General features: G+C 74.4%; 21 protein-coding genes and 1 pseudogene. 9 read left to right on the forward strand and 13 right to left on the reverse strand.

What is annotated here, in order from left to right; genetic code table 11:
* Nucleotides 1–28: 28 nt before the first annotated feature.
* From ACFVTF_RS31110 to ACFVTF_RS31130, 5 genes are all read right to left on the reverse strand, one after another.
* The gene (locus tag ACFVTF_RS31110) at nucleotides 29–1,408 is read right to left on the reverse strand and encodes a formimidoylglutamate deiminase (protein WP_387817589.1); all 1,380 of its coding nucleotides are present in this window, start codon (nucleotides 1,406–1,408) and stop codon (nucleotides 29–31) included.
* Nucleotides 1,399–2,580 carry an allantoate amidohydrolase gene (locus ACFVTF_RS31115; protein WP_387817632.1) on the reverse strand — a complete coding sequence of 394 codons (1,182 nt, stop codon included), beginning with the start codon at nucleotides 2,578–2,580 and terminating at the stop codon, nucleotides 1,399–1,401. The genes ACFVTF_RS31110 and ACFVTF_RS31115 overlap by 10 nt, the downstream gene beginning before the upstream one ends.
* Before the next feature lie 17 nt (nucleotides 2,581–2,597).
* A complete protein-coding gene (hutU, locus tag ACFVTF_RS31120) occupies nucleotides 2,598–4,265 on the reverse strand; it encodes a urocanate hydratase (RefSeq protein ID WP_371518545.1) in 1,668 nt (555 codons plus the stop codon).
* Between the two features lie 171 nt (nucleotides 4,266–4,436).
* The gene (locus ACFVTF_RS31125; RefSeq protein ID WP_063349091.1) at nucleotides 4,437–4,760 is read right to left on the reverse strand and encodes a hypothetical protein; all 324 of its coding nucleotides are present in this window, start codon (nucleotides 4,758–4,760) and stop codon (nucleotides 4,437–4,439) included.
* Between the two features lie 59 nt (nucleotides 4,761–4,819).
* Nucleotides 4,820–5,689, reverse strand: coding sequence for a MurR/RpiR family transcriptional regulator (locus tag ACFVTF_RS31130; protein WP_363588063.1), 870 nt, complete (start codon nucleotides 5,687–5,689; stop codon nucleotides 4,820–4,822).
* A 206-nt stretch (nucleotides 5,690–5,895) separates the two neighbouring features.
* Here ACFVTF_RS31130 and ACFVTF_RS31135 point away from each other — a divergent pair, with 206 nt between their 5' ends.
* Nucleotides 5,896–6,327, forward strand: coding sequence for a hypothetical protein (locus tag ACFVTF_RS31135; protein WP_387817590.1), 432 nt, complete (start codon nucleotides 5,896–5,898; stop codon nucleotides 6,325–6,327).
* Nucleotides 6,328–6,419: 92 nt separating this feature from the next.
* Here the strand turns inward: ACFVTF_RS31135 and hutH are convergent, their stop codons facing one another.
* Entirely contained in the window at nucleotides 6,420–7,997 is a 1,578-nt protein-coding gene (hutH, locus tag ACFVTF_RS31140) for a histidine ammonia-lyase (RefSeq protein WP_387817591.1), read from the reverse strand.
* Nucleotides 7,998–8,160: 163 nt separating this feature from the next.
* On the opposite strand from hutH, the gene fdhD reads away from it, so the two are divergent.
* Nucleotides 8,161–9,045, forward strand: a complete 885-nt coding sequence (fdhD, locus tag ACFVTF_RS31145; protein WP_387817592.1) for a formate dehydrogenase accessory sulfurtransferase FdhD — start codon at nucleotides 8,161–8,163, stop codon at nucleotides 9,043–9,045.
* On the opposite strand, the gene ACFVTF_RS31150 is transcribed toward fdhD, so the two are convergent.
* Nucleotides 9,035–10,234, reverse strand: a complete 1,200-nt coding sequence (locus ACFVTF_RS31150) for a macrolide family glycosyltransferase (protein ID WP_387817593.1) — start codon at nucleotides 10,232–10,234, stop codon at nucleotides 9,035–9,037. The genes fdhD and ACFVTF_RS31150 overlap by 11 nt on opposite strands.
* Before the next feature lie 128 nt (nucleotides 10,235–10,362).
* Here ACFVTF_RS31150 and ACFVTF_RS31155 point away from each other — a divergent pair, with 128 nt between their 5' ends.
* Nucleotides 10,363–10,959 (forward strand): TetR/AcrR family transcriptional regulator, encoded by a 597-nt coding sequence (locus tag ACFVTF_RS31155; protein ID WP_387817594.1) that lies wholly within the window; start codon nucleotides 10,363–10,365, stop codon nucleotides 10,957–10,959.
* A gap of 606 nt (nucleotides 10,960–11,565) precedes the next feature.
* Here the strand turns inward: ACFVTF_RS31155 and ACFVTF_RS31160 are convergent.
* The 3 genes and pseudogenes from ACFVTF_RS31160 to ACFVTF_RS31170 all read right to left on the reverse strand — a co-directional run.
* A pseudogene (locus ACFVTF_RS31160) lies at nucleotides 11,566–12,705 on the reverse strand (diguanylate cyclase domain-containing protein); the annotation flags it as partial.
* 446 nt (nucleotides 12,706–13,151) lie between these two features.
* Nucleotides 13,152–14,276 (reverse strand): adenylate/guanylate cyclase domain-containing protein, encoded by a 1,125-nt coding sequence (locus ACFVTF_RS31165; RefSeq protein WP_363588075.1) that lies wholly within the window; start codon nucleotides 14,274–14,276, stop codon nucleotides 13,152–13,154.
* A 169-nt stretch (nucleotides 14,277–14,445) separates the two neighbouring features.
* A complete protein-coding gene (locus ACFVTF_RS31170; RefSeq protein WP_371518533.1) occupies nucleotides 14,446–15,339 on the reverse strand; it encodes a biotin--[acetyl-CoA-carboxylase] ligase in 894 nt (297 codons plus the stop codon).
* 241 nt (nucleotides 15,340–15,580) lie between these two features.
* On the opposite strand from ACFVTF_RS31170, the gene ACFVTF_RS31175 reads away from it, so the two are divergent.
* From ACFVTF_RS31175 to ACFVTF_RS31195, 5 genes are all read left to right on the forward strand, one after another.
* Nucleotides 15,581–17,170, forward strand: coding sequence for an acyl-CoA carboxylase subunit beta (locus tag ACFVTF_RS31175; RefSeq protein WP_371518531.1), 1,590 nt, complete (start codon nucleotides 15,581–15,583; stop codon nucleotides 17,168–17,170).
* 25 nt (nucleotides 17,171–17,195) lie between these two features.
* Nucleotides 17,196–17,417: an acyl-CoA carboxylase epsilon subunit gene (locus ACFVTF_RS31180; RefSeq protein ID WP_387817595.1), complete on the forward strand. Its 222-nt coding sequence runs from the start codon at nucleotides 17,196–17,198 to the stop codon at nucleotides 17,415–17,417.
* A 137-nt stretch (nucleotides 17,418–17,554) separates the two neighbouring features.
* On the forward strand, nucleotides 17,555–17,680 hold the full coding sequence (mmpB, locus tag ACFVTF_RS31185) for a morphogenic membrane protein MmpB (protein WP_279634918.1): 126 nt from the start codon (nucleotides 17,555–17,557) through the stop codon (nucleotides 17,678–17,680).
* A 73-nt stretch (nucleotides 17,681–17,753) separates the two neighbouring features.
* Nucleotides 17,754–18,353, forward strand: coding sequence for a nucleoside triphosphate pyrophosphatase (locus ACFVTF_RS31190; protein WP_387817596.1), 600 nt, complete (start codon nucleotides 17,754–17,756; stop codon nucleotides 18,351–18,353).
* Between the two features lie 288 nt (nucleotides 18,354–18,641).
* A complete protein-coding gene (locus ACFVTF_RS31195; protein WP_371518527.1) occupies nucleotides 18,642–20,417 on the forward strand; it encodes a biotin carboxylase N-terminal domain-containing protein in 1,776 nt (591 codons plus the stop codon).
* 78 nt (nucleotides 20,418–20,495) lie between these two features.
* On the opposite strand, the gene ACFVTF_RS31200 is transcribed toward ACFVTF_RS31195, so the two are convergent.
* Complete coding sequence (locus ACFVTF_RS31200; protein WP_387817633.1) at nucleotides 20,496–21,452, reverse strand: DeoR/GlpR family DNA-binding transcription regulator; 957 nt, start codon at nucleotides 21,450–21,452, stop codon at nucleotides 20,496–20,498.
* Between the two features lie 236 nt (nucleotides 21,453–21,688).
* On the reverse strand, nucleotides 21,689–23,137 hold the full coding sequence (locus tag ACFVTF_RS31205) for an NAD(P)H-quinone dehydrogenase (protein WP_387817597.1): 1,449 nt from the start codon (nucleotides 23,135–23,137) through the stop codon (nucleotides 21,689–21,691).
* A gap of 99 nt (nucleotides 23,138–23,236) precedes the next feature.
* Here ACFVTF_RS31205 and ACFVTF_RS31210 point away from each other — a divergent pair, with 99 nt between their 5' ends.
* Nucleotides 23,237–23,674: a gamma-glutamylcyclotransferase gene (locus ACFVTF_RS31210; RefSeq protein WP_063349076.1), complete on the forward strand. Its 438-nt coding sequence runs from the start codon at nucleotides 23,237–23,239 to the stop codon at nucleotides 23,672–23,674.
* A gap of 29 nt (nucleotides 23,675–23,703) precedes the next feature.
* On the opposite strand, the gene ACFVTF_RS31215 is transcribed toward ACFVTF_RS31210, so the two are convergent.
* Nucleotides 23,704–24,684 carry a hypothetical protein gene (locus tag ACFVTF_RS31215; protein WP_371518524.1) on the reverse strand — a complete coding sequence of 327 codons (981 nt, stop codon included), beginning with the start codon at nucleotides 24,682–24,684 and terminating at the stop codon, nucleotides 23,704–23,706.
* Nucleotides 24,685–24,784 lie beyond the last annotated feature (100 nt).

The following is a 24,784-nucleotide window of genomic DNA, read 5'->3' on the forward strand; positions in this document are numbered from 1 at the left end:
GCCTTCCGAAGGGAATTGAACAAAGAGGTCAGTGGTCCAGCGCGCCGATCGAGTCCCGCAGCGCGCCCGGCACGTCCGCGACGAGCTGGTGCACGCCGTCCCGGACGACCTGCCGGCCGCCGACCACCACGTGCCGCACGTCGGCCGCCGAGGCCGCGAAGACGGCGGTCTCGGCGCCGAGGCGGGGCGGCGGGCCCGCGGTGCGCACCGAGTCCAGGGCGATCACGGTGAAGTCGGCGAGCGCGCCGGCCTCGACCCGCCCCGCCTCCGGCCAGCCGAGCGAGGCGTGCCCGTCCTCGGTGCCGGCCCGCAGCAGGAGGTTGGCCGTCCAGTGCCCGCGGGTGCGGGTGCGCAGCCGCTCGTTCAGCTCCAGGGCGCGGGCCTCCTCGAACGGGTCGATGACGGCGTGGCTGTCGCTGCCCAGGGTGACCGGGCAGCCCGCCGAGGCGAGCCGGCGGGCCGGGCCGATGCCGTCCGCGAGGTCCCGCTCGGTGGTGGGGCACATGCAGATGGTGGTGGAGGTGTCGGTGAGGAGCCGGACGTCCTCGTCGGTGAGGTGGGTGGCGTGCACGGCCGAGGTGCGCGGGCCGAGCACGCCGTGGTCGGCGAGCAGCCGGGTCGGGGTGACGCCGTGCGCGGCGAGGCAGGCGTCGTTCTCGGCGGTCTGCTCGGACAGGTGGACGTGCAGCGGCGCCTCGCGCACCGCCGCCCACTGCGCGACGGTGCCCAGCTGCTCGGCCGGGACGGCCCGCACCGAGTGGACGGCGGCGCCGATCCGGGCGTGCTCGCGGGGCTTGAGCGCGTCCGCCCGCACCGCCCAGGCCTCGGCGTCGCCGTCGCTGAACCGCTGCTGCGGCCTGGTCGGCTCGGCGCCGAAGCCGGCGGACAGGTAGCAGGTGTCGAGCAGGGTGATCCGGATGCCGGCCCGGGCGGCGGCCTCGATCAGCGCCTCGCCCATCGCGTTGGGGTCGTCGTAGCGGGCGCCGCCGGGGGCGTGGTGCAGGTAGTGGAACTCGCCGACGGCGGTGACCCCGGCCAGCGCCATCTCGGCGTAGACGGCGGTGGCGAGCGCCAGGTAGCGGTCCGGGTCGAGCGCCCCGGCGAACCGGTACATGGTGTCGCGCCAGGTCCAGAAGGTGCCGGAGCCGACCTGGACGTGGCCGCGCAGCGCCCGGTGGAAGGCGTGCGAGTGGGCGTTCGCCTGGCCGGGCAGCAGCAGCCCGTCGAGGCGGACGGCCCCGGGCGGGCAGGGCCCGCTGTCCGGGGTCACCGCGGTGATCCGGCCGCCGGGGCCGACGGTGATCAGCACGTTGCGCTCGACCACCGGCCCGTTGGGGTGCGGCAGCCAGGCGTACTGCGCCCAGTACGCCACCGGCTCGGTCCCCGAGGTCAAGGGGCTCAGCGACACGCCAGGTCCTCCAGTACGTCGGCGAGGGCGGCGACCCCGGCCAGGCAGTCGGCCTCCTCGGCGTGCTCGGCCGGGGAGTGCGACACCCCGCTGGGGTTGCGCACGAACAGCATGGCGGTCGGGACGGCCGACGCCAGGATCCCGGCGTCGTGTCCGGCGCCGGTGGGCAGCACCGGGGCGTCCAGCAGCTTGGCGAGCCGGTCGCGCAGCGGGCCGTCGAAGTCCACCACCGGGGTGTAGGACTCGCGGGTCAGCTCGACCCGGACGCCGTCGCGCCCGCCGCGCTCGGCGGCGGCCTGCTCGATCTCCTCGACCAGCGCGGTGAGCGTCGCCTCGTCGGCGGCCCGGGAGTCCAGCCAGCCGCGCACCAGCGAGGCGATCGCGTTGGTGCCGTTGGGCTCGACCGCGACCTTGCCGAAGGTGGCCAGCGCGCCCGCCTGCCGGGCCTTCTTGCGGGCCGCGAGCACGGTGTTGGCGTACGTCAGCATCGGGTCGCGGCGGTCCTCGATCCGGGTGGTGCCGGCGTGGTTGGCCTCGCCGTGGAAGTCGAACCGCCAGCGGCCGTGCGGCCAGATCGCGCTGGCCACGCCGACCGGCCGGTCCTCGGTGAGGAGGCGGCCCTGCTCGACGTGGAGTTCGACGAAGGCGCCGATCCGGGCCAGCCGGTCGTCGTCCGCGCCGATCGCGCCCGGGTCGTAGCCGGCCCGCTCCATCGCGTCGGGCAGCCGGACGCCGTCGGCGTCGCGCAGCTCGTACGCGGCCTCGCGGGAGAGCACGCCGGCGGACAGGCGGGAGCCGATGCAGGCCACGCCGAACCGGGCGCCCTCCTCGTCGCCGAAGTTGGTGATCGCCAGCGGGCGGGTGAACTCGGCGCCTCGGGAGCGGAGTTCGTCCAGGGCCGCGAAGGAGGAGACCACGCCGAGCGGGCCGTCGAAGGCGCCGCCGTCCGGGACGGAGTCCAGGTGCGAGCCGGTGACGACCGCCCCGCCCGCGTTCGGATCGCCCAGCCAGGCCCACTGGTTGCCGTTGCGGTCCAACTCGTAGGCGAGGCCGCGGTCCCGGGCCTGCTGCTCGAACCAGGCCCGGCACTCGGCGTCGGCGGAGTTCCAGGCGAAGCGGCGGTAGCCGCCGGAGGCGGCGGAGCGGCCCACGGGGAGCAGCTCCGCCCACATCTCTTCGAACGAGGACGTCACAGCTCACCCATGGGGACGCGCACGCCGCGCTCGGCGGCGACCTCGGTGGCCCGGTCGTAGCCGGCGTCCACGTGCCGGATCACGCCCATGCCCGGGTCGTTGGTGAGCACCCGGCGGATCTTCTCGCCGGCCAGCGCGGTGCCGTCGGCGACGGTGACCTGCCCGGCGTGGATCGAGCGGCCGATGCCGACGCCGCCGCCGTGGTGGATGGAGACCCAGGACGCGCCGGAGGCCACGTTGACCATGGCGTTGAGCAGCGGCCAGTCGGCGATCGCGTCCGAGCCGTCCAGCATCGCCTCGGTCTCCCGGTACGGGGAGGCGACCGAGCCGCAGTCGAGGTGGTCGCGGCCGATCACGATCGGCGCGGACAGCTCGCCGGAGGCGACCATGTCGTTGAAGCGCTCGCCGGCCTTGTCGCGCTCGCCGTAGCCGAGCCAGCAGATCCGCGCGGGCAGGCCCTGGAAGTGCACCTTCTCCTGGGCCATCTTGATCCAGCGGTGCAGCGACTCGTTCTCCGGGAAGAGGTCGAGGACGGCCTTGTCGGTCTTGTGGATGTCCTGCGGGTCGCCGGACAGCGCCGCCCAGCGGAACGGGCCCTTGCCCTCGCAGAACAGCGGCCGGATGTACGCGGGGACGAACCCGGGGAAGGCGAACGCGCGGTCGTAACCGGCCAGTTGGGCCTCGCCACGGATCGAGTTGCCGTAGTCGAAGACCTCGGCGCCCGCGTCCTGGAAGCCGACCATCGCCTCGACGTGCCGGGCCATCGACTCGCGGGCCCGCTGGGTGAACTCGGCGGGCTTGGCCGCCGCGTAGTCCGCCATGTCGTCGAAGGCGACGCCCACCGGCAGGTAGGCGAGCGGGTCGTGGGCGCTGGTCTGGTCGGTGACGATGTCGATCGGCGCGTCCATCGCGAGCAGCTGCGGGACCAGCTCGGCGGCGTTGCCCAGCACGCCGATGGACAGCGGCTGCCGCTTGTCGCGGGCCGCGGTGGCCAGTTCCAGCGCGTGCCCGAGGTCCTTGGCCTCGACGTCCAGGTAGCGGTGCTCGATCCGGCGGGCGATCCGGGACGGGTCGCAGTCGATGCAGATCGCCACGCCGCCGTTCATGGTGACGGCCAGCGGCTGGGCGCCGCCCATCCCGCCGAGGCCGGCGGTGAGGGTGATGGTGCCTTCCAGCGTGCCGTCGAACCGCTTGTTGGCGACGGCGGCGAAGGTCTCGTAGGTGCCCTGCAGGATGCCCTGGGTGCCGATGTAGATCCACGAGCCGGCGGTCATCTGCCCGTACATGGTGAGCCCGAGGCTCTCCAGCCGGCGGAACTCCTCCCAGTTGGCCCAGTCGCCGACCAGGTTGGAGTTGGCGATCAGCACCCGAGGCGCCCACTCGTGGGTCTGCATGACGCCGACCGGCCGCCCGGACTGGACCAGCATGGTCTCGTCCTGCTTCAGCCCCTCCAGCGTCCGCACCATGGCGTCGAACGAGCGCCAGTCCCGCGCCGCCTTGCCCGTCCCGCCGTACACCACCAGCTTCGACGGGTGCTCGGCGACCTCCGGGTCGAGGTTGTTCATCAGCATCCGCAGGGCCGCCTCCTGCTGCCACCCCTGCGCCGTCAGCCCCGTCCCCCGCGCCGCCCTGACCTCACGCGGCCCGCTCGCCTGCTGCACCATGTCCTGGCCTCCCTGCGGATGGATTCATTCAGATTCAGCTCGACTGAATATATCCAAACAACCACCTCCCGACCAGACCCCGAACCCATCCGATCAGCAGCCGCCCGCAGGCGCACCCAGGCACGCCGAAGCCCCCGTACCGCTTGGCCGGAACGGGTCGTACGAGCGCCCTCAGGCCGCGGCGTCGCCGTCCCAGTCGATGCCGATCTCGGCGAGCCAGCGGCGGTCGGCGGCGTCGGGGGTGGGTGGGGTCGGCGGGCGGGGGATGTTCTGGACCGGGCCGAGGCCGTACTTCTCGGCGGCAGCTGCGGCGGCGCGGGCGTCGGGTTCGATGACGCCGACGTGCACGGCGGACTCGTCTCCCGGGTCGAGGACGGTCAGTTCGGGATCGGGCAGGCGCCGCAGGGTGACGCGGCGTCCGCAGGTGGGGCAGGACCATTCGTCGACACCCGAGGCCAGGCGGGCGACGAACTTCATCTCGTGGATCACGCGCATGGGCGGCACCCCCTGCTGTAGGGGATGCCCGGGTTCGTGACGGCTACTCCCCGCCGTGTCTACTCCAAAAACAGGCCACGTGCCGCGGCGGACTGCTCGATGGCCTCCAACCGGGCCTCCGCGCCCGGGAGTTCGTCGCACATGCGCTGCAACAGCACCCGGCCGAGCATCATCGGCGCGCACGCGGTGTCGAAGACCAGCCCGGTGCCGACGGCGGCCGGCAGCATCAGGTCGGAGAGCTTGGCGACCGGCGCGAAGGCGCTGTCGGCGACGGTCAGCACCGTCAGCCCGCACTCGCGGGCCACCACCAGCGCGTCCATCAGCTCCCGCGGGTAGCGCGGCAGCGCGAAGCAGAGCAGCGCGGTGGCCCCGGCCGCGGCGGCCTGTTCCAGCCGGTCGGCGAGCATGCTGCCGCCCTCGTCGAGGAGGCGGATGTCCGGGTGCACCTTGGCGGCGAAGTAGGCGAAGCCGCGCGCCTGCGCGGAGGCGGCCCGCAGGCCGAGCACCGGCAGCGGGCGGGAGGCGGCGAGCAGCCGGGCGGCGCGGGTGATCGGCTCGGGGTCGGCGAGGAGTTCGGCGAGGTGGCGCAGGTGGGCGATCTCGGCGAGCACGGCCTGCTGGTGCTCGTTGCGCACCGCGTCGTCGGGGGTCTCCGGCGCGGCGGTCTCGCCCGCGCCGAGTTCGCGCAGCTGTTTGCGCAGCGCCGGGTAGCCGTCGTAGCCGAGGGCGACCGCGAAGCGGGTGACGGACGGTTGGCTGACGCCGGCGAGTTCGGCGACCTCCACGCTGGAGAGGAACGGCGCCTCGGTGGCGTGCCGGACCAGCGAGTGCGCGATCCGCCGCTGGGTCGGCGTCAGTCGGTGGCCTTCGAACAGCTGGAGCAGCCGGGCGGAGGGGCCGACCGTGCCGGCCTCGTCGGTGGCGGTCATCAGCGGTACCTCCGGATGCGAGCGATTCGGACGACGACTGTGCAGCAGTGCGTCGCGCCTGGCAAAGACGTCTCGTACGGCGGGATGCCGGGCGAGACGGCCCGAGCGGGTCGGGAGCTCGGGGTAACCCTGAATTCTCCCTGAACCCGCCCGGATTCCCCCACCGACGGATGGACCGCGCTCCGGCGCGGGCCCAGGCTGTTCCCATGGACACTCGCCAGGACGACCTGCGGCGCGACCTCGACGCCGCCCTGCACGCTCGCAAGGAACTCGGCAAGGAGTACGAGCCGGAGCTGGTCGACTCGTTCCTGAGCCGCCTGGACGCCCGTCTGGACGCCCGGGTCGAGCGCCGGGTGGCCGAGCGGATGGACGACTACGAGCCCGCGCAGCGGCGCCGGCCGCACCACCCGGGGCCGGGGCCGGGGCTCGGCCGGCCCGGCAACCGGCTGGCGGTGATCTCGCTGGCCCTCGGCATCCCGCTCACCGCGATCGCGGCCAGCCCGCAGGGCGGCGGCTTCTTCGGCCTGCTGGTCAGTTGGGCGGGCATCGTCGGGGTCAACTTCGCCGCCGCGTTCGGCAACCGCCGGGACCGGGACGAGCCGCGGTCCCGGTCCCGGTCCCGCGACGACTGGGACTGAGCCCCGCCGCCCGCACCAGCCGTCCCGCCGCCCGCACCGGACCCGACGGCCCGTCACACCGATCGCACCGTGTCAGCCCAGCTCACGCCGGCTCAGGCCAGCGGCCCGGTGACCCGCTCCACGGCCCGTACCAGCTCCCCGGAGGCGACCAGCGCGGCCGCCGCCTCCAGGTCCGGCGAGAGGAAGCGGTCGCGGCCGGCGCCGCCGACCCCGGCCTCCCGGGCGGCGGCCATGGCGGCCGTGGTGGCCGGGGCCGTCCGGCCCGCGCCGTCGGCCTGCTGGCGGATCTCCAGGGCGCGGGCGGCGGCGGTGAGTTCGACGGCGAGGATCCGGCCGAGGTTGTCGACGGCCTGGCGCAGCTTGCGGGCGGCGGACCAGCCCATCGACACGTGGTCCTCCTGCATCGCGGAGGACGGGATCGAGTCGACCGAGGCCGGGACGGCGAGCCGCTTGTTCTCGCTGACCAGCGCCGCCTGGGTGTACTGGGCGATCATCAGGCCGGAGTCCACGCCGGGGTCGTCGGCCAGGAAGGCCGGCAGGCCGTGCGAGCGGGCCTTGTCGAGCAGCCGGTCGGTGCGGCGCTCGGAGATCGAGCCCAGGTCGGCGGCGGCGATGGCGAGGAAGTCCAGCACGTACGCGACCGGGGCGCCGTGGAAGTTGCCGTTGGACTCCACCCGGCCGTCCGGCAGCACGACCGGGTTGTCGACCGAGGCGGCGAGCTCGCGGGAGGCGACCAGCTGGGCGTGGGCGAGGGTGTCCCGGCCGGCGCCGGCCACCTGCGGGGCGCAGCGGATCGAGTAGGCGTCCTGGACCCGCGGCGCGTCGTCCTGGTGGTGGCCGGTGAGGCCGGAGTCCTTGAGGACGGCCAGCATGTTGGCGGCGCTCAGCGCCTGGCCCGGGTGGGGGCGGATCGGGGCGTGCAGTTCGGGGGCGAGCACCTTGTCGGTGCCGAGCAGCGCCTCCAGGGTCATCGCGGCGGTGATGTCGGCGATGGTGTACAGCCGCTGCAGGTCGGCGATGGCCATCACCAGCATGCCGAGCATGCCGTCGGTGCCGTTGATGAGGGCCAGGCCCTCCTTCTCCAGCAGTTCGACGGGCTCGATGCCGGCGGCGGCGAGCAGTTCGGCGGCGGGCTTCTCCACGCCGTCCGGGCCGGTGGCCACGCCCTCGCCCATCAGGACCAGCGCGCAGTGCGACAGCGGCGCGAGGTCGCCGGAGCAGCCGAGCGAGCCGAACTCCCGGACGACCGGGGTGATGCCCGCGTTGAGCAGGGCGGCCATGGTCTGCGCGACCAGCGGGCGCACGCCGGTCCGGCCGGAGGCCAGCGTCTTCATCCGCAGGAAGACGAGTGCCCGGACGACCTCGCGCTCGACGGCCGGTCCCATCCCGGCCGCGTGCGAGCGCACCAGCGACCGCTGGAGCTGTGCCCGCAGTTCGGGGCTGATGTGCCGGACGGCGAGCGCGCCGAATCCGGTCGACACGCCGTAGACGGGGCGCGGTTCGGCCGCGAGGGCGTCGATCCGCGCCCGCGCCGTCGCCATCTCGGCGAGGGCGTCGGGGCCTATCTCGACCCGGGCGTTCCCCCGGGCGACGGCCAGCACGTCCTCGGCGCTGACGTCGGCCTTGCCGACCTGGACCAGCGGAGCGTCGGGGGCCACAGCACTGTGCATATCCATATACACCATCACATCAGGTGAATGAAGATATGACAACAGGTGGTCGCCATCCGGAACGGCCACGATCGCACGCCCCGTACCGGCCGACAGGATTTTCGCCCGGGCCGCCCCGTGCCGCACGCTGGTGGCCACGGACACGCACGGAGGTGGCAGGGCGATGACGCGGGCGACGGCACGGCGCCGGGTGGTGCGGCTGCGGGGGGACGAGCGCGGGGTGCGGCCGGACTCGCTGGCGGCGGAGGAGCCGCTGGAGATCCGGCTCGGCGGCGAGCCGCTGACCGTCACCATGCGCACCCCCGGGCAGGACTTCGACCTGGTGGCCGGGTTCCTGGTCGGCGAGGGGCTGGTGCACACCGCCGAGGAGCTCGCCGCCCTGCGGTACTGCGCCGGGACGGACGAGTCCGGCGCCAACACCTACAACGTCGTCGACGCCACCCTGCGCGGCGCCGCCCGCGCGCTGCCGCTGTCCGCGCACCGCAACCTGCTCACCACCAGCGCCTGCGGCCTGTGCGGCCGGGACACGGTGGACGCCGTCCGCACCCACGTCCGCCACCCGGTGGGCGAGGACCCGCTCACCGTCCCGCCGTCCCTGCTGTACGGCCTGCCGGACCGGCTGCGGGCCGCCCAGCGCACCTTCGAGTCCACCGGCGGCCTGCACGCGGCCGGCCTGTTCGACGCCGCCACCGGCGAACTGCTCTGCGCCCGCGAGGACGTCGGGCGGCACAACGCGGTGGACAAGGTGGTCGGCTGGGCGCTGCGCGAGGGCAGGCTGCCGCTGACCGGGCACGTCCTGCTGGTCAGCGGCCGGGCCTCGTTCGAGCTGACCCAGAAGGCCGCGCTGGCGGGCATCCCGCTGCTGGCGGCCGTCTCGGCGCCGTCCTCGCTCGCGGTGGACCTCGCCGAGGAGCTGGGCCTGACCCTGGTGGGCTTCCTGCGCGGGGAGGGCGCGAACGTCTACACCCGGCCGGACCGGATCGCCTCGCCCTCCCCCGCCACGCCCTCGACAGCGGCGCCCTCCCCCGCCGCGCCGGTCACCCCCTGAGCTCGGCCTCGATCAGGTCCGCCGCGCGGGCGGTGCCGCCCTCGGCCCGGCCGGCGGCGGCCAGCGCCTTCAGCCGCTCGGCCACCGCCGGGTCGCCGACCAGCTCCAGCAGCGCGCCGCGCAGCGCCTCCGGGGTGGCCTGCGCGGTGTCCAGGCGGCGGGCGGCGCCGAGCCCCACCAGCGCGTCCGCGTTGGCGAACTGGTCGACGGCCTGCGGCACGGCGATCATCGGCACGCCGTGGTACAGCCCCTCGCTGGAGCCGCCCATGCCCGCGTGGGTGACGAAGGCGTCCGCCTGCGCGAGCACCGACAGCTGCGGCACCCACCGGTGCACCTCGACGGTGTCCGGCACCTCGCCCAGGTCGGCCAGGTCGGTGTGCGCGCCGACCTGGAGCACCGTGTGCCAGCCGGGCAGGCCGCCGAAGGCCTGGACGCAGGCCCGGTAGAACGCGGGCTGGTGGGTGAAGGCCGAGCCGAGCGAGACCAGCAGCACCTTCTCCGCGTGCGCCGGCCGGTGCCACGCGCCCTGGTGGGCGCGGTCGCCGAAGCACGGCCCGACGAAGGTGACGCGCCGCTCGTCGACCCGGTCCGCGTTGAGCTGCAGGGCGCGCGGGATCAGGGCGACGGACCGCGCCGGGCGGCCCTTGAAGGCGTCCACGTCGCGCTCCACCGTCCCGGCCTCGGCCAGCCAGTCGGCGAACCGCCGGTAGTGCTCGGCGCCGCCGGGCCCGCTGCGGATCGCCTCGTACACCTCCGCCATGTCCTGCTCGAAGCCCTCCCAGCCGACGTAGGTGGGCGACAGCTGCACCACCGGCACGCCCAGCCGCTCGCCGAACGCCCGCCCGGCGAAGCCCGCGATGTCGCAGAGCACCAGGTCGGGGCGGTCGTCCGCGAAGGCCTCCAGCAGGACGGGGTACATCGCGAGGGCGTCGTCCAGGAACAGCTCCTGGAGCGCCACCGGGTCCTCCTCCCAGGCGTCCGGGCCGCCGGCGCGCGGCAGCCTCGTCGGGTACGGGACGAAGCGGGCGCCGGTCGACTCGACGGCCCCGGCGAAGGAGGCGTCGTTGACGTAGCTGACCCGGTGGCCCCGGGCGACCAGTTCGGCGATCACGGCGAGGCTGGGGTTGACGTGCCCGTGGGCCGGGATCGAGACCATCAGGATGTGGGCGGGGTGCGCGGAGCGGGTCATGGGGGCCTCCAGGGCTAGGAATGAGACGAGACGATCCGTCTCGCTGGCACCGCTCCAGCATGATCCAGAGTCCGACGCCACGTCAAGACGATACGGTCCGTCTCGTTGCTTCGCTTAGAATTTCCGCTATGGCCCACAGAACCGCCCCCGACCCGGCCCGCCGCAGCGAACGCTCCCGCGCCGCCGTCCTCACCGCCGCCGCCGAACTCGTCGCCGACGTCGGCTTCGGCAAGCTCACCATCGAGGCGATCGCCGCCCGGGCCGGTGTCGGCAAGCAGACCATCTACCGCTGGTGGCCCTCCAAGGGCGCCGTCGTCTTCGACGCCTTCCTCGCCGCCAACGAGCACGAGGGCAGCCTCGCCCTCCCCGACACCGGCGACCTCGCCGCCGACCTGCGGGCCGTCCTGCGCCCCGCCGCCGACGAGCTCGCCGACCCCGCCCTCGACCGCACCTACCGCGCCCTCACCGCCGAACTGCTCAACGACCCGGCCCTGTACGCCGACTACCGCACCCGCCTGCTGGACCCGCTCCTCGACGTCACCCGCGAGCGCCTGCGCAGCGCCCGCGAGGCCGGCCAACTCGCCCCCGACGCGGACCTCGACCTCGCCCTCGAACTCCTCTACGGCCCGCTCCACTACCGCTGGCTCTACCGCCTCGGCCCGCTCGACCACGCCCACGCCGACCGCCTGGTCGAGGCGGTCCTGCGCGCCCTCGGGCAGGCCTGACCGCGCCGACCACCCGCCCCGGCCTCACAGCACCGGGGGCGAGGCCGCGCCCGCCAGGGCGACGGCCACCAGGGCGCGCATGGCGAAGACGGCCTGGCCGAGCGGCAGGGTGGCGTCGTCGGCGAAGAGTTCGACGAGCCAGCCGCCGGCCGGGTTCTGGCCGCCGGCGGCGACCATCCCGCGGTAGCCGGAGACGACCAGCATGGCCTCCTCGGCCGGGTCGTTGCCGGCCGCGCCCGCGCGCAGGGCGAAGGCGCCGCCGCGGACGGCGCGGCGGGTCATCGGGTAGTGGCGCAGGTCGAAGACGGCGTCCGGGGCCTCGATCTGGGCCCGCTGGGTCTCGGCGCGGGTGCTGCTGGGGCCTCTGGTCATCCGGTAGACGGCGTGCTGGGCGGTGCGCATGAGGTGGGAGCCGGGCGGGACGTAGGAGACCCACCAGCCGACGGCGTCGAGCAGCCGGGCGGAGGCCTCGGCGACGACGACGAGCTTGCCGAGGGTGTCGGCGGGGTGGACGGCCCGGGCGGCGGCGGCCTGGTCGAGGGCCGCGAGGACGGCGGTGAGCAGCTGGCCCGGGTCGGCGCTGTGCGCGGCGCCCCGGAAGCGCCGCCGGTCGCCCGCCCCCGCCCGGCCGGGGCGGGCGCGTCCGTCGGCCCGGTGGTGCGGGTCGGCGGCGTCGGCGAGCAGCACGGTGGGGTCGGGCGAGAAGCCGGGGCCGTGGCTGCGCCCGGCGACGACGGGGTGCGCGGCCCGGGCGGCCTTGGCCCGGTACTGGGCGGCGTCGGCGAGCCGGAAGAGCCGGTCGGGGGTGGTGACCGGGCCGATGGAGTCGCCGGTGGAGGCGACGCCGCAGGCGACGCCCTCGCCCTCGGACAGGGCCAGGGCCCGGGCGCAGAGCTCCTCGGCGACGGCGACGACCTCGTCGGCCTTCTGCCCCTCGGCGAGCAGGCAGAACTCGTCGCCGCCGAGGCGGGCGGCGAGGCTGCCGGGGAGTTTGGCCGCGGCGACCGAGAGCTGGTGGGCGAACCGTTCGAGCAGCCGGTCGCCCATCTCGTGGCCGAGCTGGTCGTTGACCCGCTTGAGGCCGTTGACGTCGCAGACGACGAGCGAGACCACGGTGTTGTCCCGGTTGTGCGCCGTGAGGGCGCTCTCCAGCCGGGCGTCGACGGCGCGCCGGTTGGCGAGGCCGGTGAGCGGGTCGGAGAAGGCGAGTTTGCGCAGGTCGGCGAGGCGTTCGGTCTGGGCGAGGCCGGCCGAGATCTGGGCCGCGAGCAGGGTCGCGTAGTCGGCGTCGGCGGCGACGAACCCGGGCTTCCCGACGCTGCGGGCCAGGTACAGCTCGCCCCAGGCCTGCCCGTGCAGGACGATCGGGGCGACCACGCAGCAGGCGCGGCCGCGCCGACGCAGCGCCGCGGCGCGTTCCTGGCAGTACGCGCCGGCGGTCGGGTGGGCGTGCCCGGCGTGCGGTTCGGCGTTCTCGGCGGTCTGCAGCCAGGCCCGGGGGAGGCGCCCGGTGGTCCAGCGCTCCTCCAGATAGGTGACGATCTCGGGGAAGTCGGCGACGGGGTAGGACTCGTCCTCGGGCAGTTCCTCCTCGCCGGGCGCGAGCTCCCCGTGGTTGACCAGGACCCGGAGCCGGCCGGATTCGCGGTCCCAGACGGAGACGGCCGCCATGGTGGCCCCGAGCGCCTCGGTGGCGCGGGCTGCGGCGGCCCGGACGGCCTCCAGCGGGGTGAGCGCGCGGGCCATGTCCTGGGCCAGCTCGACCACGGACTGCAGCCGCAGGTCGGGCAGTTGGCCGGCCGGCTGCGGGCCGCCGCAGTCGCAGTCGCAGCCGCGGTCCGTCATGATCGCCTCACTGCTCACCGGCTCGCCTCGCTCCCTGTGCTCGGTCCTGCCGGACCCCCGACGGCGGCCGCACCCGCCCGGCCGCTTTCACCAAGACTATGGCGGTTTCGGTCGGTTATGCCCCGTTTGCCAGGACGGACCCGCAACCGGCCGTACGGGTTTCAACCGTTCGGCACCCCAAGCATCGGGACCGGCCCGGGGCCACGTCCTGGAAAAGGCCGGGGAAGGCCGGAAAGGCCCGGGAAAAGCCGGGAAGGGCACAGGAGAGGACCGGGAGGGGTCCGGAAGAGGCCGGGAAGGGCCCCGCAGAGGCGCGAGAAGGGCCCGGGAGGGGCGGCGGCGGAGACCTACTCCGGCTTCAGCCGCCGCGACAGCAGCCACGGCTCGACCAGCCCGAGCCCGCGCACCGGCCGGCGCCACATCGGCTGCAGGTGGAACCGGTGCCCGGCGTCCAGGCCCGGCACCGGCAGGCCCGAGGCGGGCATCCCGGCGGCGGCCGACAGCGCCTCGGCGAGGCCGGGGCCGTCCGCGTCCGGCGGGGCCACGCTGCCGTACTGCTCCAGCGCGGCGGCGAACTCGCCGTCGATCAGCACCGCGTCCTTGGGCGCGATCGAGGTGAGCCGGCTGGCCAGGTTCACGGTGGTGCCGAAGACGTCGCCCATCCGCGAGGTGACCGTGCCGAAGGCCATGCCGACCCGCAGCGCGGGGATGGTCTCGTCCTCGGCGAGGGCCTCGATCAGGCTGAGCGCGATCTCGGCGGCGGTGACCGGATCCTCGGAGACGTAGAGGATCTCGTCGCCGAGGGTCTTGATGACCCGGCCGCCCTGCCCGGCGATCAGATCCGAACAGGTGTTCTCGAAGGTCTCGACGAGTTCGCCGAGCTCCTCCTCCTCCAGCCGCCGCGACAGCCGGGTGAAGCCGACCAGGTCGGCGAAGCCCACGGCGAGACGGCCACTGGTGATCTCGTTGTCCTCGGCGGCCTGGACCACCCGGCCGGTGACGGCGGCGAGCTGGCGGCGCCAGACGTACACCAGGAACTGCTCCAGCTCCGGCAGCAGCAGCTCGACCAGCGGGTAGGCGACGTCGGCGCGGGTCAGGCCGGGCTCGACGGCCTGGGTGAGGTTCTCCAGGAAGGTGTCCATCTGCCAGCCGGCCAGCCGGGCGGTGGTCTGGCCGGTGGAGCGGGCCACCTGGATCGCCATCGACTCGCTGAGCAGGCCGGACTCGACCAGGCCGGCGAGCCGGCGCAGGGCGATCACGTCGCCGTCGGTGAGGGCCCGGGACTGGCCGATGTCGGGGAAGCCCATGGCCCGCCAGAAGCGGGTCGCCAGCTCCATCGGGACGTCGGCGGCCCGCGCGGCCTGGTACGGGGTGTAGCGGCGTGGCGCGTCCAGGATCAGGCGTTCCAGTTCGAGCGCGACCGTGGGGTCGTGGGTCCCCGATGTCGCGCCGCTGCTGCCGTCCTCTGCCACCGGTCCGTCCCCGTGCGGTCGCCGCACTCGCCTCGTGTCCTGCCTGTCCGGGCGCGCCCGCCACCCGGCGGGCAGTGGCGCGCCTCACACCGCTGCCAGGTGGAATGTTCGCACGGAATCGCGTGATCCGGGGCATCAGCCCGGGTCAAGGAGAGGTGAAGAGTGCCGTTCAGCGGGGCTCGGGGCGCACGTGGACGACGTCCCCCGCGCCGACCGCCCGGCGTGCGCCGTCGGGGGTGCGGACCACCAGGCGGCCGTCGCCGTCGATCGCCACCGCCTCGCCGACCAGCTCCCGGTCGCCCGGCAGGTGCACCTTCACCTGACGGCCGAGCGTGGTGCAGCGGTCCGCGTAGGCGCGGAGCAGCTCGCTGGTGTGCGGGTCGCCGGCGGCGGCCGTCCAGGTGCGGTACAGCCCGGCGAACTCGCGCAGCAGGGCGCGCAGCAGGGTGGACCGGTCGGTGACCTCGGCGCCGGCCAGCGCGAGCGAGGCGGCGGTGGGGACGGGCAGTTCGGACTCGCGCAGCGAGACGTTGATGCCGAGGCCGGCGACCACGGCGCCGCCGCTCAGCTCGGTGAGGATGCCGCCGAGCTTGCGCTCGGCGCCGTCGATCTCCACCTGGAGGTCGTTGGGCCACTTCAGCCCGACCTCGACCCCGGCGACCCGGCTCAGCGTGCTGGCGGTGGCCACCCCGACCAGGATCGGCAGCCAGCCGTAGCGTTCGACCGGCACCTCCTCGGGGCGCAGCAGGACGGACAGGAACAGCCCGGAGCGGGCCGGGGCGCTCCACTGGCGCTCCAGCCGGCCGCGCCCGGAGTTCTGCAGCTCGGCGACCAGCACCGCGCCCTGCGGGGCGCCGGCCAGGGCGCGGGCGGCGAGGTCGTTGTTGGTGGATCCGGTCGCGGCGACGACGTCCACCGAGGTCCAGAGCCCGTCCGGGACCAGCAGGTCGCGGCGCAGTGCCGCCTCGTCCAGCGGCGGGCGGTCCAGGTCGGTCCACGGCGACGGCCCGGCGTGGCCGAAACCGCGCAGTCCACTGCGGCGGGGGGAGTCGGGTGCGGTCATGGTCCAGAACACTAGGGCGTCCACGGGCGCGTGGGGCGTAGGCCGCCCCATCGTCCCTCAGAACGAGCGTTGACACACTGTGTTGATGGCCATAACGCCAGGACATGACGTCCGGGCCCGTGCGCTGGCTACGCTACCCAACGGTAGTTCGCAGCGCCGCCCTGCCCTCATGCGCGGGCCCCCACTCCGGCCCGCGCGCACTCGAACAGGTCGCGGCCCATGGATCAGGGAGAGCCACCGGATGACCGAGGCGCCGTACGACCCCCACACCACCGCCGGAAAGCTCGCCGACCTGCGGCGCAGGCTCGACGAGGCGGTGCACTCCGGCTCCGCCGCGGCCGTGGAGAAGCAGCACGCCAAGGGCAAGCTGACGGCCCGCGAGCGGGTCGCGGAGCTGCTGGACGAGGACTCGTTCGTCGAGTTCGACGAGTTCGCCCGGCACCGCTCGACGAACTTCGGGCAGGAGCGGAACCGCCCGTACGGCGACGGCGTGGTGACCGGCTACGGCACCGTGGACGGCCGCCAGGTCGCCGTCTTCGCCCAGGACTTCACCGTGTTCGGCGGCTCCCTGGGCGAGGTGTTCGGCGAGAAGATCGTCAAGGTGATGGACTTCGCGCTGAAGACCGGCTGCCCGGTCATCGGCATCAACGACTCCGGCGGCGCCCGGATCCAGGAGGGCGTGGTCTCGCTCGGCCTGTACGGCGAGATCTTCCGCCGCAACGTGCACGCCTCGGGCGTGATCCCGCAGATCTCGCTGATCATGGGCCCCTGCGCGGGCGGCGCGGTGTACTCCCCCGCGATCACCGACTTCGTGGTGATGGCCGACCGGACCTCGCACATGTTCATCACCGGCCCGGACGTGATCAAGACCGTGACCGGCGAGGACGTCGGCATGGAGGAGCTGGGCGGCGCCCGCACCCACAACAGCAAGTCCGGCAACGCGCACTACCTGGCCACCGACGAGAAGGAGGCCGTCGAGTACGTCAAGAGCCTGCTCTCGTACCTGCCCTCCAACAACCTGTCGGACCCGCCGTCCTACCCCGAGCAGGCGGACCTCACCGTCACCGACGAGGACCTCGAACTCGACGCCATCGTGCCGGACTCGGCGAACCAGCCGTACGACATGCGCAAGGTGATCGAGCACATCGTCGACGACGGCGAGTTCCTGGAGACCCAGCCGCTGTACGCGGGCAACATCATCACCGGCTTCGGCCGGGTCGAGGGCCAGTCCGTCGGCATCGTCGGCAACCAGCCGATGGACCTGGCCGGCTGCCTGGACATCAACGCCAGCGAGAAGGCCGCCCGCTTCATCCGGACCTGCGACTCCTTCAACATCCCGGTGCTGACCTTCGTCGACGTGCCCGGCTTCCTGCCCGGCACCGAGCAGGAGTGGGACGGCATCATCCGCCGCGGCGCCAAGCTGATCTACGCCTACGCCGAGGCGACCGTCCCGCTGATCACCGTGATCACCCGCAAGGCCTTCGGCGGCGCGTACGACGTCATGGGCTCCAAGCACCTGGGCGCCGACCTCAACCTGGCCTGGCCGACCGCGCAGATCGCGGTGATGGGCGCGCAGGGCGCGGTCAACATCCTGCACCGGCGGGAGATCGCCGAGGCCGCGGCGGAGGGCGGCGCCGAGCAGAAGCGGGCCGAGCTGATCGCCTCGTACGAGGACACCCTGCTGAACCCGTACCTGGCGGCCGAGCGCGGCTACGTGGACGCGGTGATCCCGCCGAGCGAGACCCGCCGGCACATCGTCCGGGGTCTGCGGGCGCTGCGCGGCAAGCGCGAGGTGCTGCCGCCGAAGAAGCACGGCAACATCCCCCTGTAGGCCCCCGTCGGGAGAGAATTGAGCCATGGCCCCGATCCACGTGCTGCACGGGCAGCCGACCCCCGAGGAGCTCGCCACCGTCCTGGCGGTGGTCCAGGCCCGGGCCGCCGCCGCGCAGGCCGCCGCCGAGGCGGCACGCCTGGCCGGTGCCGGCCCGGCCGCCCCCTGGAACGACCGCTCCCGCCTGTTCCGCCAGGCCGTCCACCCGGGCGTCAACGCCTGGCGGACGTCCGGCTGGGCGAGCTGAACCGCCGGGTGCGGAGCGGGAAGTCGGCCCGTCCGACCTCCCGCTCCGCACCCGTTCGGGCCCGTCCGCCCGGATTGCCCGAAAGCTGAGTACGGATACTCAGGCGCCCGGGGCCGGGCGCGGCGCACCCTGGACGTGTGCTCTGGTCAGACCCCCGCGACGAGCCCTCCCCGGAGGCCCGCCGGATGATGGAGCGGCTGCACCGGGCCGGCCGGGTGCTCGCCGCCCTCGCGATGGTGGCCGCCGTCCTCCTCCTGCTGTGACCGCCGTTCACCCGACCGCGGCGACCGCCGTTCACCCGAACGGCGGACACCGGTACCCCCTACCCTGAGGGGCATGACCGACCAGCGCATCCTCGTCCTCGCCTCCGCCTCCCCCGCCCGCCTCGGGCTGCTGCGCCAGGCGGGCCTCGACCCGCGCGTGGTGGTCAGCGGCGTCGACGAGGACGCGATCAGCGCCGCCACCCCGGCCGAACTCGCCCTGGTGCTGGCCGAGGCCAAGGCGAAGGCGGTCGCCGCCGCACTGACCGGCGGCGAGCTGGTGATCGGCTGCGACTCCGTCCTGGAGCTGGACGGCCAGGCCCTCGGCAAGCCCGCCGACGCCACCGAGGCGCTCGCCCGCTGGCAGTCGATGCGCGGCCGCGCCGGGGTGCTGCGCACCGGCCACTGCGTGATCGACACCACGACCGGCCGGCAGTCCTCGGCGACCGCGTCCACCACCGTCCGCTTCGGCACCCCGGACGACGCCGAGATCGCCGCCTACGTGGCCTCCGGCGAGCCCCTGCACGTCGCCGGGGCGTTCACCCTGGACGGGCGCTCGGCGCCGTTCATCGAGGGCATCGACGGCGACCCGGGCAACGTCATCGGCCTCTCGCTGCCGCTGCTGCGCGCCCTGCTCGCCGACCTGGACGTCCGGCTGGTCGACCTCTGGGCCTGACGGCCGGGCCCGCGGGAGCGCGGCGGCCCGCCGCCCGTTCCACCGCCCTTCGAGCCCGCCGCGCGAGAGTGTGTCCGATGCCACCGGGGCACCGAACGGCGCCCCGTCACCCGCTGTGGATCCGGCCGGTTCAACCGCACCGGCCGCGACCTGCGGCGTCACCGAACAGGCGGTCGACGGGCCCTCGAAATTCATCACCGTCCGTGTGGGATAGTTCACAACCTGGGGCTACTCGCCGGTACCGCCCAGGAATCCATAAACTCGACCAGGTTCAAGAAGGGAGCCACAGTGCGCAAGGTGCTCATCGCCAACCGCGGGGAAATCGCCGTCCGCGTCGCCCGGGCCTGCTCGGACGCCGGTATCGCCAGCGTCGCCGTCTACGCCGAGCCGGACCGGGATGCGCTGCACGTCCGCGCGGCCGACGAGGCTTACGCGCTGGGTGGAGACACCCCCGGCACCAGTTACCTGGACATCGCCAAGGTCCTGAAGGCCGCAGCGGACTCCGGGGCCGACGCCATCCACCCCGGCTACGGGTTCCTGTCGGAGAACGCCGACTTCGCCCAGGCCGTCCTCGACGCGGGTCTGACCTGGATCGGCCCGCCCCCGCAGGCCATCCGCGACCTCGGTGACAAGGTCACCGCCCGGCACGTGGCGCAGCGCGCCGGCGCGCCGCTGGTCGCCGGTACCCCGGACCCGGTCTCGGGTGCCGACGAGGTCGTCGTGTTCGCCCGGGAGCACGGCCTTCCGGTCGCCATCAAGGCGGCCTTCGGCGGCGGCGGCCGCGGCCTCAAGGTCGCCCGCACGCTGGAGGAGATCCCGGAGCTGTACGACTCCGCGGTGCGCGAGGCCGTCGCCGCCTTCGGCCGCGGCGAGTGCTTCGTCGAGCGCTACCTGGACAACCCGCGGCACGTGGAGACCCAGTGCCTCGCGGACAAGCACGGCAACGTGGTGGTCGTCTCCACCCGTGACTGCTCGCTCCAGCGCCGGCACCAGAAGCTGGTCGAGGAGGCGCCCGCGCCGTTCCTGACCGCCGAGCAGAACGCCGAGCTGTACCGGGCGTCCAAGGCCATCCTGAAGGAGGCCGGCTACGAGGGCGCAGGGACCTGCGAGTTCCTGGTGGCGCTGGACGGCACGATCTCCTTCCTGGAGGTCAACACCCGGCTGCAGGTCGAGCACCCGGTCACCGAGGAGGTCACCGGACTCGACCTGGTCCGCGAGATGTTCCGGATCGCCGACGGCGAGGAACTGGGCTACGGCGACCCCGAGGTGCGCGGCCACTCGTTCGAGTTCCGCATCAACGGCGAGGACCCGGGCCGGGGCTTCCTGCCCGCGCCCGGCACCGTGACGCTGTTCGCGCCGCCGTCCGGCCCGGGCGTCCGGCTGGACTCCGGCGTGGAGACCGGCTCGGTCATCGGCCCGGCCTGGGACTCCCTGCTTGCCAAGCTGATCGTCTCCGGCCGGGACCGCAAGCAGGCCCTGGAGCGGGCCCGCCGCGCGCTGAACGAGTTCAAGGTGGAGGGCATGGCCACCGCCATCCCGTTCCACCAGGCGGTCGTCACCGACCCGGCGTTCGCGCCCGAGGTGCACGGCGGCGAGGGCCCGTTCACGATCTACACCCGGTGGATCGAGACCGAGTTCGACAACACCATCCCGCCGTTCGCGGGCGCGGCCGGCGACGGCGAGGAGGCCGAGGGCCGCGAGACCGTCGTGGTCGAGGTCGGCGGCAAGCGGATCGAGGTCTCGCTGCCGTCCTCGCTGGGCGTCTCGGCGGCCCCGGCGGCCGGTGCCGCGGGTGCCGCGAAGGCCAAGCGCCGGGTGGGCGCCAAGAAGGCCGGTTCGGCCGTCAGCGGTGACACCCTGGCCTCGCCGATGCAGGGCACCATCGTCAAGGTCGCCGTCGAGGAGGGCCAGGTCGTCGCCGAGGGCGAGCTGATCGTGGTCCTGGAGGCGATGAAGATGGAGCAGCCGCTGAACGCGCACAAGGCGGGCACCGTCGTCGGTCTCAAGGCCGAGGTGGGCGCGAGCGTCAGCAGCGGCGCCGCGCTGTGCGAGATCAAGGACTGACACGCTCCCTGGAGCGCCGGCCGGCCCGTACCCCCTCGGGGGTGCGGGCCGGCCGCGTTCGCGCGGCCGTACGGGCCCTCAGCGCCCGCGCGGGAGGCCCAGCTCGGCCAGCCGGGCCGGCATGCCGCCCGGCCCGACCGGACCGCCGTGCGCGCCCGGCCGGCGCTGGCCGGGCAGCGGGGCGCCGCCGGGGGGCGGGGCGGGCCGGCGCGCCAGCGGGCCGGGCTGGGTCTGGTGGACGGGCCCGCTGCCGGTGCCGTGCACCGGGGCGTCCCCGGTGGGGGCGGCGCCGAGCGGCGCCAGGTCGATCTGCACCCCGCAGTCGGCGATCGCGTCGAGTTCCCTGGCGGTGCCGTCGTCGGCGGTCGCCTGCTCGTCCGTGACCAGCCGGGTGATGTTCTCGGTGGGCACCGTCTGGAACATGGAGTCCGCGCCGAGCTTGGTGTGGTCGGCGAGGACGATGACCTCGTTGGCCGACTGCACCAGCGCCCGGTCCACGCTCGCGGACAGCATGTTGGCGGTGGACAGGCCCCGTTCCGCGGTCAGCCCGCTGCCCGAGATGAAGGCCTTGGAGACCCTCAGCCCGTGCAGGGACTGCTCGGCACCGCTGCCGACCAGCGCGTAGTTGGAACCCCGCAGGGTGCCGCCGGTCATCACCACCTCCACCCGGTTGGCGTGCGCCAGCGCCTGGGCGACCAGCAGCGAGTTGGTGACCACGGTGAGGCCGGGCACCCTGGCCAGCCTGCGGGCCAGCTCCTGGGTGGTGGTGCCGGCACCGACCACCACCGCGTCCCCCTCCTCCACCAGGCCGGCGGCGAGGTCCGCGATGGCGCTCTTCTCCGCCGCGGAGAGGTGGGTCTTCTGCGGGTAGCCGGGTTCGCGGCTGAAGCCGCCGGGGAGCACCGCGCCGCCGTGCCGGCGGTCGAGGAGCCCTTCTGCCTCCAGGGCCCGTACGTCGCGGCGCACGGTCACTTCGGAGGTCTGGACGACGCGGGCCAACTCCCGGAGCGAGACCGCTCCGTTGGCGCGCACCATTTCGAGGATCAACTGGCGACGTTCTGCTGCAAACACAGAACCGACGGTAACGTGCGTGACCGTCTGCTTTCAGGCGTTTGCAGCTAGTAGCTGGAATTGCTCACGCAAGAGCGGCGCGTGACCGTACAATACGCGCCGTCAGCAGCCCGGGGCCGCGCCCGCCGTCCGGGTGACGATCACTCCTGCGCGAAGGGCGGCCGCCGATCGGCAGCCGCCCTCAACTGTGCGCCGGAGGTTCAGGATTCGCCCTCGACCCGCTTGCGGATGTGCAGCTGCCGGGCGGCCTCGGCGGTCGAGCCGGAGACCGACGGGTAGACGGTGAAGGCGCTGGCCACCTGTTCGACGGTCAGATTGGCGTCCACCGCGAGCGCGATCGGGTGGATGAGCTCGCTGGCCCGCGGGGCGACGACCACGCCGCCCACCACGATGCCGGTGCCCGGGCGGCAGAACAGCTTCACGAAGCCGTCCCGGATGCCCTGCATCTTCGCCCGCGGGTTGCCGCGCAGCGGCAGCTTGACCACGACCGCGTCCATCTTGCCGCACTGCACGTCGGCCGCGGTGTAGCCGACGGTGGCGATCTCCGGGTCGGTGAAGACGTTGGAGGCGACGGTCTTCAGGTTCAGCGGCTGCACCGCGTCGCCGAGCGCGTGGTACATCGCGATCCGGCCCTGCATGGCCGCCACCGAGGCGAGCATGAAGACGCCGGTGCAGTCGCCGGCCGCGTAGACGCCCGGGGCGCTGGTGCGGGAGACCCGGTCGACCTGGATCTGGCCCCAGTCGTTGAGCTTGACCCCGGCCTCCTCCAGGCCCATCTCCGCGGTGTTGGGGATCGAGCCGACCGCCATCAGGCAGTGCGAGCCCTCGATCACCTTGCCGTCGGCGAGGGCCACCTCGACCCGGTCGCCGATCCGCTTGACGCTCTCGGCGCGCGAGCGGCCCATCACGTTCATGCCGCGGCGGCGGAAGACGTCCTCCAGCACCTCGGCGGCGTCCGGGTCCTCGCCCGGCAGCACCCGGTCACGGCTGGAGACCAGGGTCACCTTGGAGCCGAGCGCCTGGTAGGCACCCGCGAACTCGGCGCCGGTCACGCCGGAGCCGACCACGATCAGCTCGCGGGGCAGCTCCTCCAGGTCGTACACCTGGGTCCAGGTGAGGATCCGCTCGCCGTCCGGCTGGGCGTCCGGCAGCTCGCGGGGGTGGGCGCCGGTGGCGATCAGCACCGCGTCGGCGCGCAGCGACTGGACGGTGCCGTCCGGCGCGTCCACCAGCACCTCGCGGGAGCCGTCCACCGCCTGTCCGCCGCCGCCGAGCCGGCCGCGGCCGCGCAGCACGGTGACCCCGGCCCGGGTGACCGACTGGGTGATGTCGTGGGACTGCGCGATCGCCAGTCGCTTCACACGGCGGTTGACCTTGCCCAGGTCCACGCCGATGACCTTGGCCGCGTCCGCGGCCTCGTCCTGCGCGACGGTGATGCCCAGCTCCTCGTACGAGCTGTCGAAGGTGGTCATCACCTCCGCGGTCGCGATCAGGGTCTTCGACGGCACGCAGTCGGTGAGCACCGCCGATCCGCCCAGACCGTCGCGGTCGACGACGGTCACCTCCGCGCCGAGCTGCGCGGCCACCAGCGCAGCCTCGTAGCCGCCGGGTCCGCCACCGATGATCACGATCCGAGTCACGTGCACCATTGTCCCGCACGCCGGGAGCGCCGCCACGCCGGGGTCCGGGCTTCTGTGCGATCGCCCAGTCGCCACGGACCGTCCATCGGCCGGGCTAGTCTTCCCCCCATGCCCCTTTACGCCGCGTATGCCACCAACCTCGATGCACGGCAGATGACCCGCCGCGCCCCGCACTCACCCCTGCGCGGCACCGGGTGGCTGGACGGCTGGCGGCTCACCTTCGGCGGTGAACAGCTCGGCTGGGAGGGCTCGTTGGCCACCGTCGTCGAGGACGGCAAGGACCAGGTCTTCGTCTCGCTGTACGACGTCGCGCCGATGGACGAGGAGGGCCTGGACCGCTGGGAGGGCGTCCAGCTCGGCATCTACCGCAAGATCAAACTGCGTGCGCAGACCCTGGACGGCGACACCCCGGTCTGGACGTACGTGCTCAACGACTACGAGGGCGGCCTGCCCGCGGCCCGCTACCTCGGCCTGGTCGCCGACGCCGCGGAGAGCGCCGGCGCCCCGCACGACTACGTGATGGACCTGCGCCGCCGCCCCTGCTAGCCCCTTGGCCCCGCGGGCCCGCGGGCCCGCTAGCCCTGGCCCGCGGCCCAGCCGCGGGCCGTCTGCGCCAGCACCCCGGCCACCACCGCGCGGCGGGCCGGCTCGGTGCGCAGCCCGTTGCCCAGCTCGACGTGCAGCCACGGCACGCCGAGCCCGGCCGCGAACCGGCCCTCGACGTTGGTGGTGCCCCCGAGCTGCCCGCACTTCTCCCGCCAGGCCCGGCAGGCCGCGTACCCGGCCCGGCCCAGCCCGGCGGCGGTCAGCTCGGCGGCCGGGCCCGGCTGGCCGGCGCCGCTGGAGACCACCGCGTCCTGCCCGGGCAGGCTGCCCTCGTCGAAGCCGTGCACCTGGATGCCGGGCAGGCCGCGCCCGGTGAGCGCCTCGACCACCGCCGCGAAGACCGTGTCGGCGCGGTGCGCGACGTCCGAGGCGCCGTCCGCCCCGGCCCGGCGGTGCGCCCCGGCGAGCACCAGCACCCCGCCCGGCTCGGCCCGGAAGAGGTCCACCCCGAGCGCCTCGGTGCGGGCGTCCGAGACCGGGTGGGGCACCTGCACGGACCAGCCCGCCCGGGCCGAGAGGTCCAGGTAGACCCGGCCCCAGCCGCGGCCCCCGGCGTCCGCGCCGTCGGCGATCTCCGCCACCCGGCGGCCGGTCGCCGCCTCGGTGAACTCGGTGAGCCGGTAGCCGACCCGCGCCAGCGAGCGCCCGGCCTGCTCGGCCTGCCCGTCCAGCGCGCCGAGCACGCCGTCGGCGATCGCCCGGCGCTGCCCGGCGTCCGGCACGGTGTACGGGCCGCCCGGGGTGAACCCGGCGGTGTACCCGTCGACCAGGGCCGCCAGGTCCACCGGGGCGGGCCCGGTCGGTCCGCTCCGGCCCGCCGCGGTGCCCGCCGCCGACGGCCGCCCATCGGATCCGCGCACGGCCAGCGTCAGCACCGCCGCGAGCGCCGCCAACACCAGCAGCACCGCCGCCGCCAGCGGCAACGGGCGTCGCGAACCCCGAGTCTCCATGGCCGTCGAACCTACCGTGCCGCCCGCCGCGGACCACCGGGGGCCGCCCGGGGCCGTGCACCACGCCCGGTCCGCGGAAAGAGATCCCTAAGCGGCATCC

Source organism: Kitasatospora sp. NPDC057940, assembly GCF_042887425.1.
In the GTDB taxonomy this organism is placed as follows: Bacteria; Actinomycetota; Actinomycetes; order Streptomycetales; family Streptomycetaceae; genus Kitasatospora.

Excerpts from the sequence above, each read along its gene's own strand:
- ACFVTF_RS31175 (WP_371518531.1), top strand. The coding sequence starts at position 15,581 with ATGACCGAGGCGCCGTACGACCCCCACACCACCGCCGGAAAGCTCGCC.
- ACFVTF_RS31130 (WP_363588063.1), bottom strand. The coding sequence starts at position 5,689 with ATGACCGCCACCGACGAGGCCGGCACGGTCGGCCCCTCCGCCCGGCTG.
- ACFVTF_RS31115 (WP_387817632.1), bottom strand. The coding sequence starts at position 2,580 with ATGTGGGCGGAGCTGCTCCCCGTGGGCCGCTCCGCCGCCTCCGGCGGC.
- ACFVTF_RS31150 (WP_387817593.1), bottom strand. The coding sequence starts at position 10,234 with ATGACCCGCTCCGCGCACCCCGCCCACATCCTGATGGTCTCGATCCCG.
- ACFVTF_RS31190 (WP_387817596.1), top strand. The coding sequence starts at position 17,754 with ATGACCGACCAGCGCATCCTCGTCCTCGCCTCCGCCTCCCCCGCCCGC.
- ACFVTF_RS31210 (WP_063349076.1), top strand. The coding sequence starts at position 23,237 with ATGCCCCTTTACGCCGCGTATGCCACCAACCTCGATGCACGGCAGATG.
- ACFVTF_RS31215 (WP_371518524.1), bottom strand. The coding sequence starts at position 24,684 with ATGGAGACTCGGGGTTCGCGACGCCCGTTGCCGCTGGCGGCGGCGGTG.
- ACFVTF_RS31180 (WP_387817595.1), top strand. The coding sequence starts at position 17,196 with ATGGCCCCGATCCACGTGCTGCACGGGCAGCCGACCCCCGAGGAGCTC.
- hutH (WP_387817591.1), bottom strand. The coding sequence starts at position 7,997 with ATGCACAGTGCTGTGGCCCCCGACGCTCCGCTGGTCCAGGTCGGCAAG.
- fdhD (WP_387817592.1), top strand. The coding sequence starts at position 8,161 with ATGACGCGGGCGACGGCACGGCGCCGGGTGGTGCGGCTGCGGGGGGAC.
- ACFVTF_RS31170 (WP_371518533.1), bottom strand. The coding sequence starts at position 15,339 with ATGACCGCACCCGACTCCCCCCGCCGCAGTGGACTGCGCGGTTTCGGC.
- hutU (WP_371518545.1), bottom strand. The coding sequence starts at position 4,265 with ATGGTGCAGCAGGCGAGCGGGCCGCGTGAGGTCAGGGCGGCGCGGGGG.
- ACFVTF_RS31135 (WP_387817590.1), top strand. The coding sequence starts at position 5,896 with ATGGACACTCGCCAGGACGACCTGCGGCGCGACCTCGACGCCGCCCTG.
- ACFVTF_RS31125 (WP_063349091.1), bottom strand. The coding sequence starts at position 4,760 with ATGCGCGTGATCCACGAGATGAAGTTCGTCGCCCGCCTGGCCTCGGGT.
- ACFVTF_RS31155 (WP_387817594.1), top strand. The coding sequence starts at position 10,363 with ATGGCCCACAGAACCGCCCCCGACCCGGCCCGCCGCAGCGAACGCTCC.
- ACFVTF_RS31200 (WP_387817633.1), bottom strand. The coding sequence starts at position 21,452 with ATGGTGCGCGCCAACGGAGCGGTCTCGCTCCGGGAGTTGGCCCGCGTC.
- ACFVTF_RS31205 (WP_387817597.1), bottom strand. The coding sequence starts at position 23,137 with ATGGTGCACGTGACTCGGATCGTGATCATCGGTGGCGGACCCGGCGGC.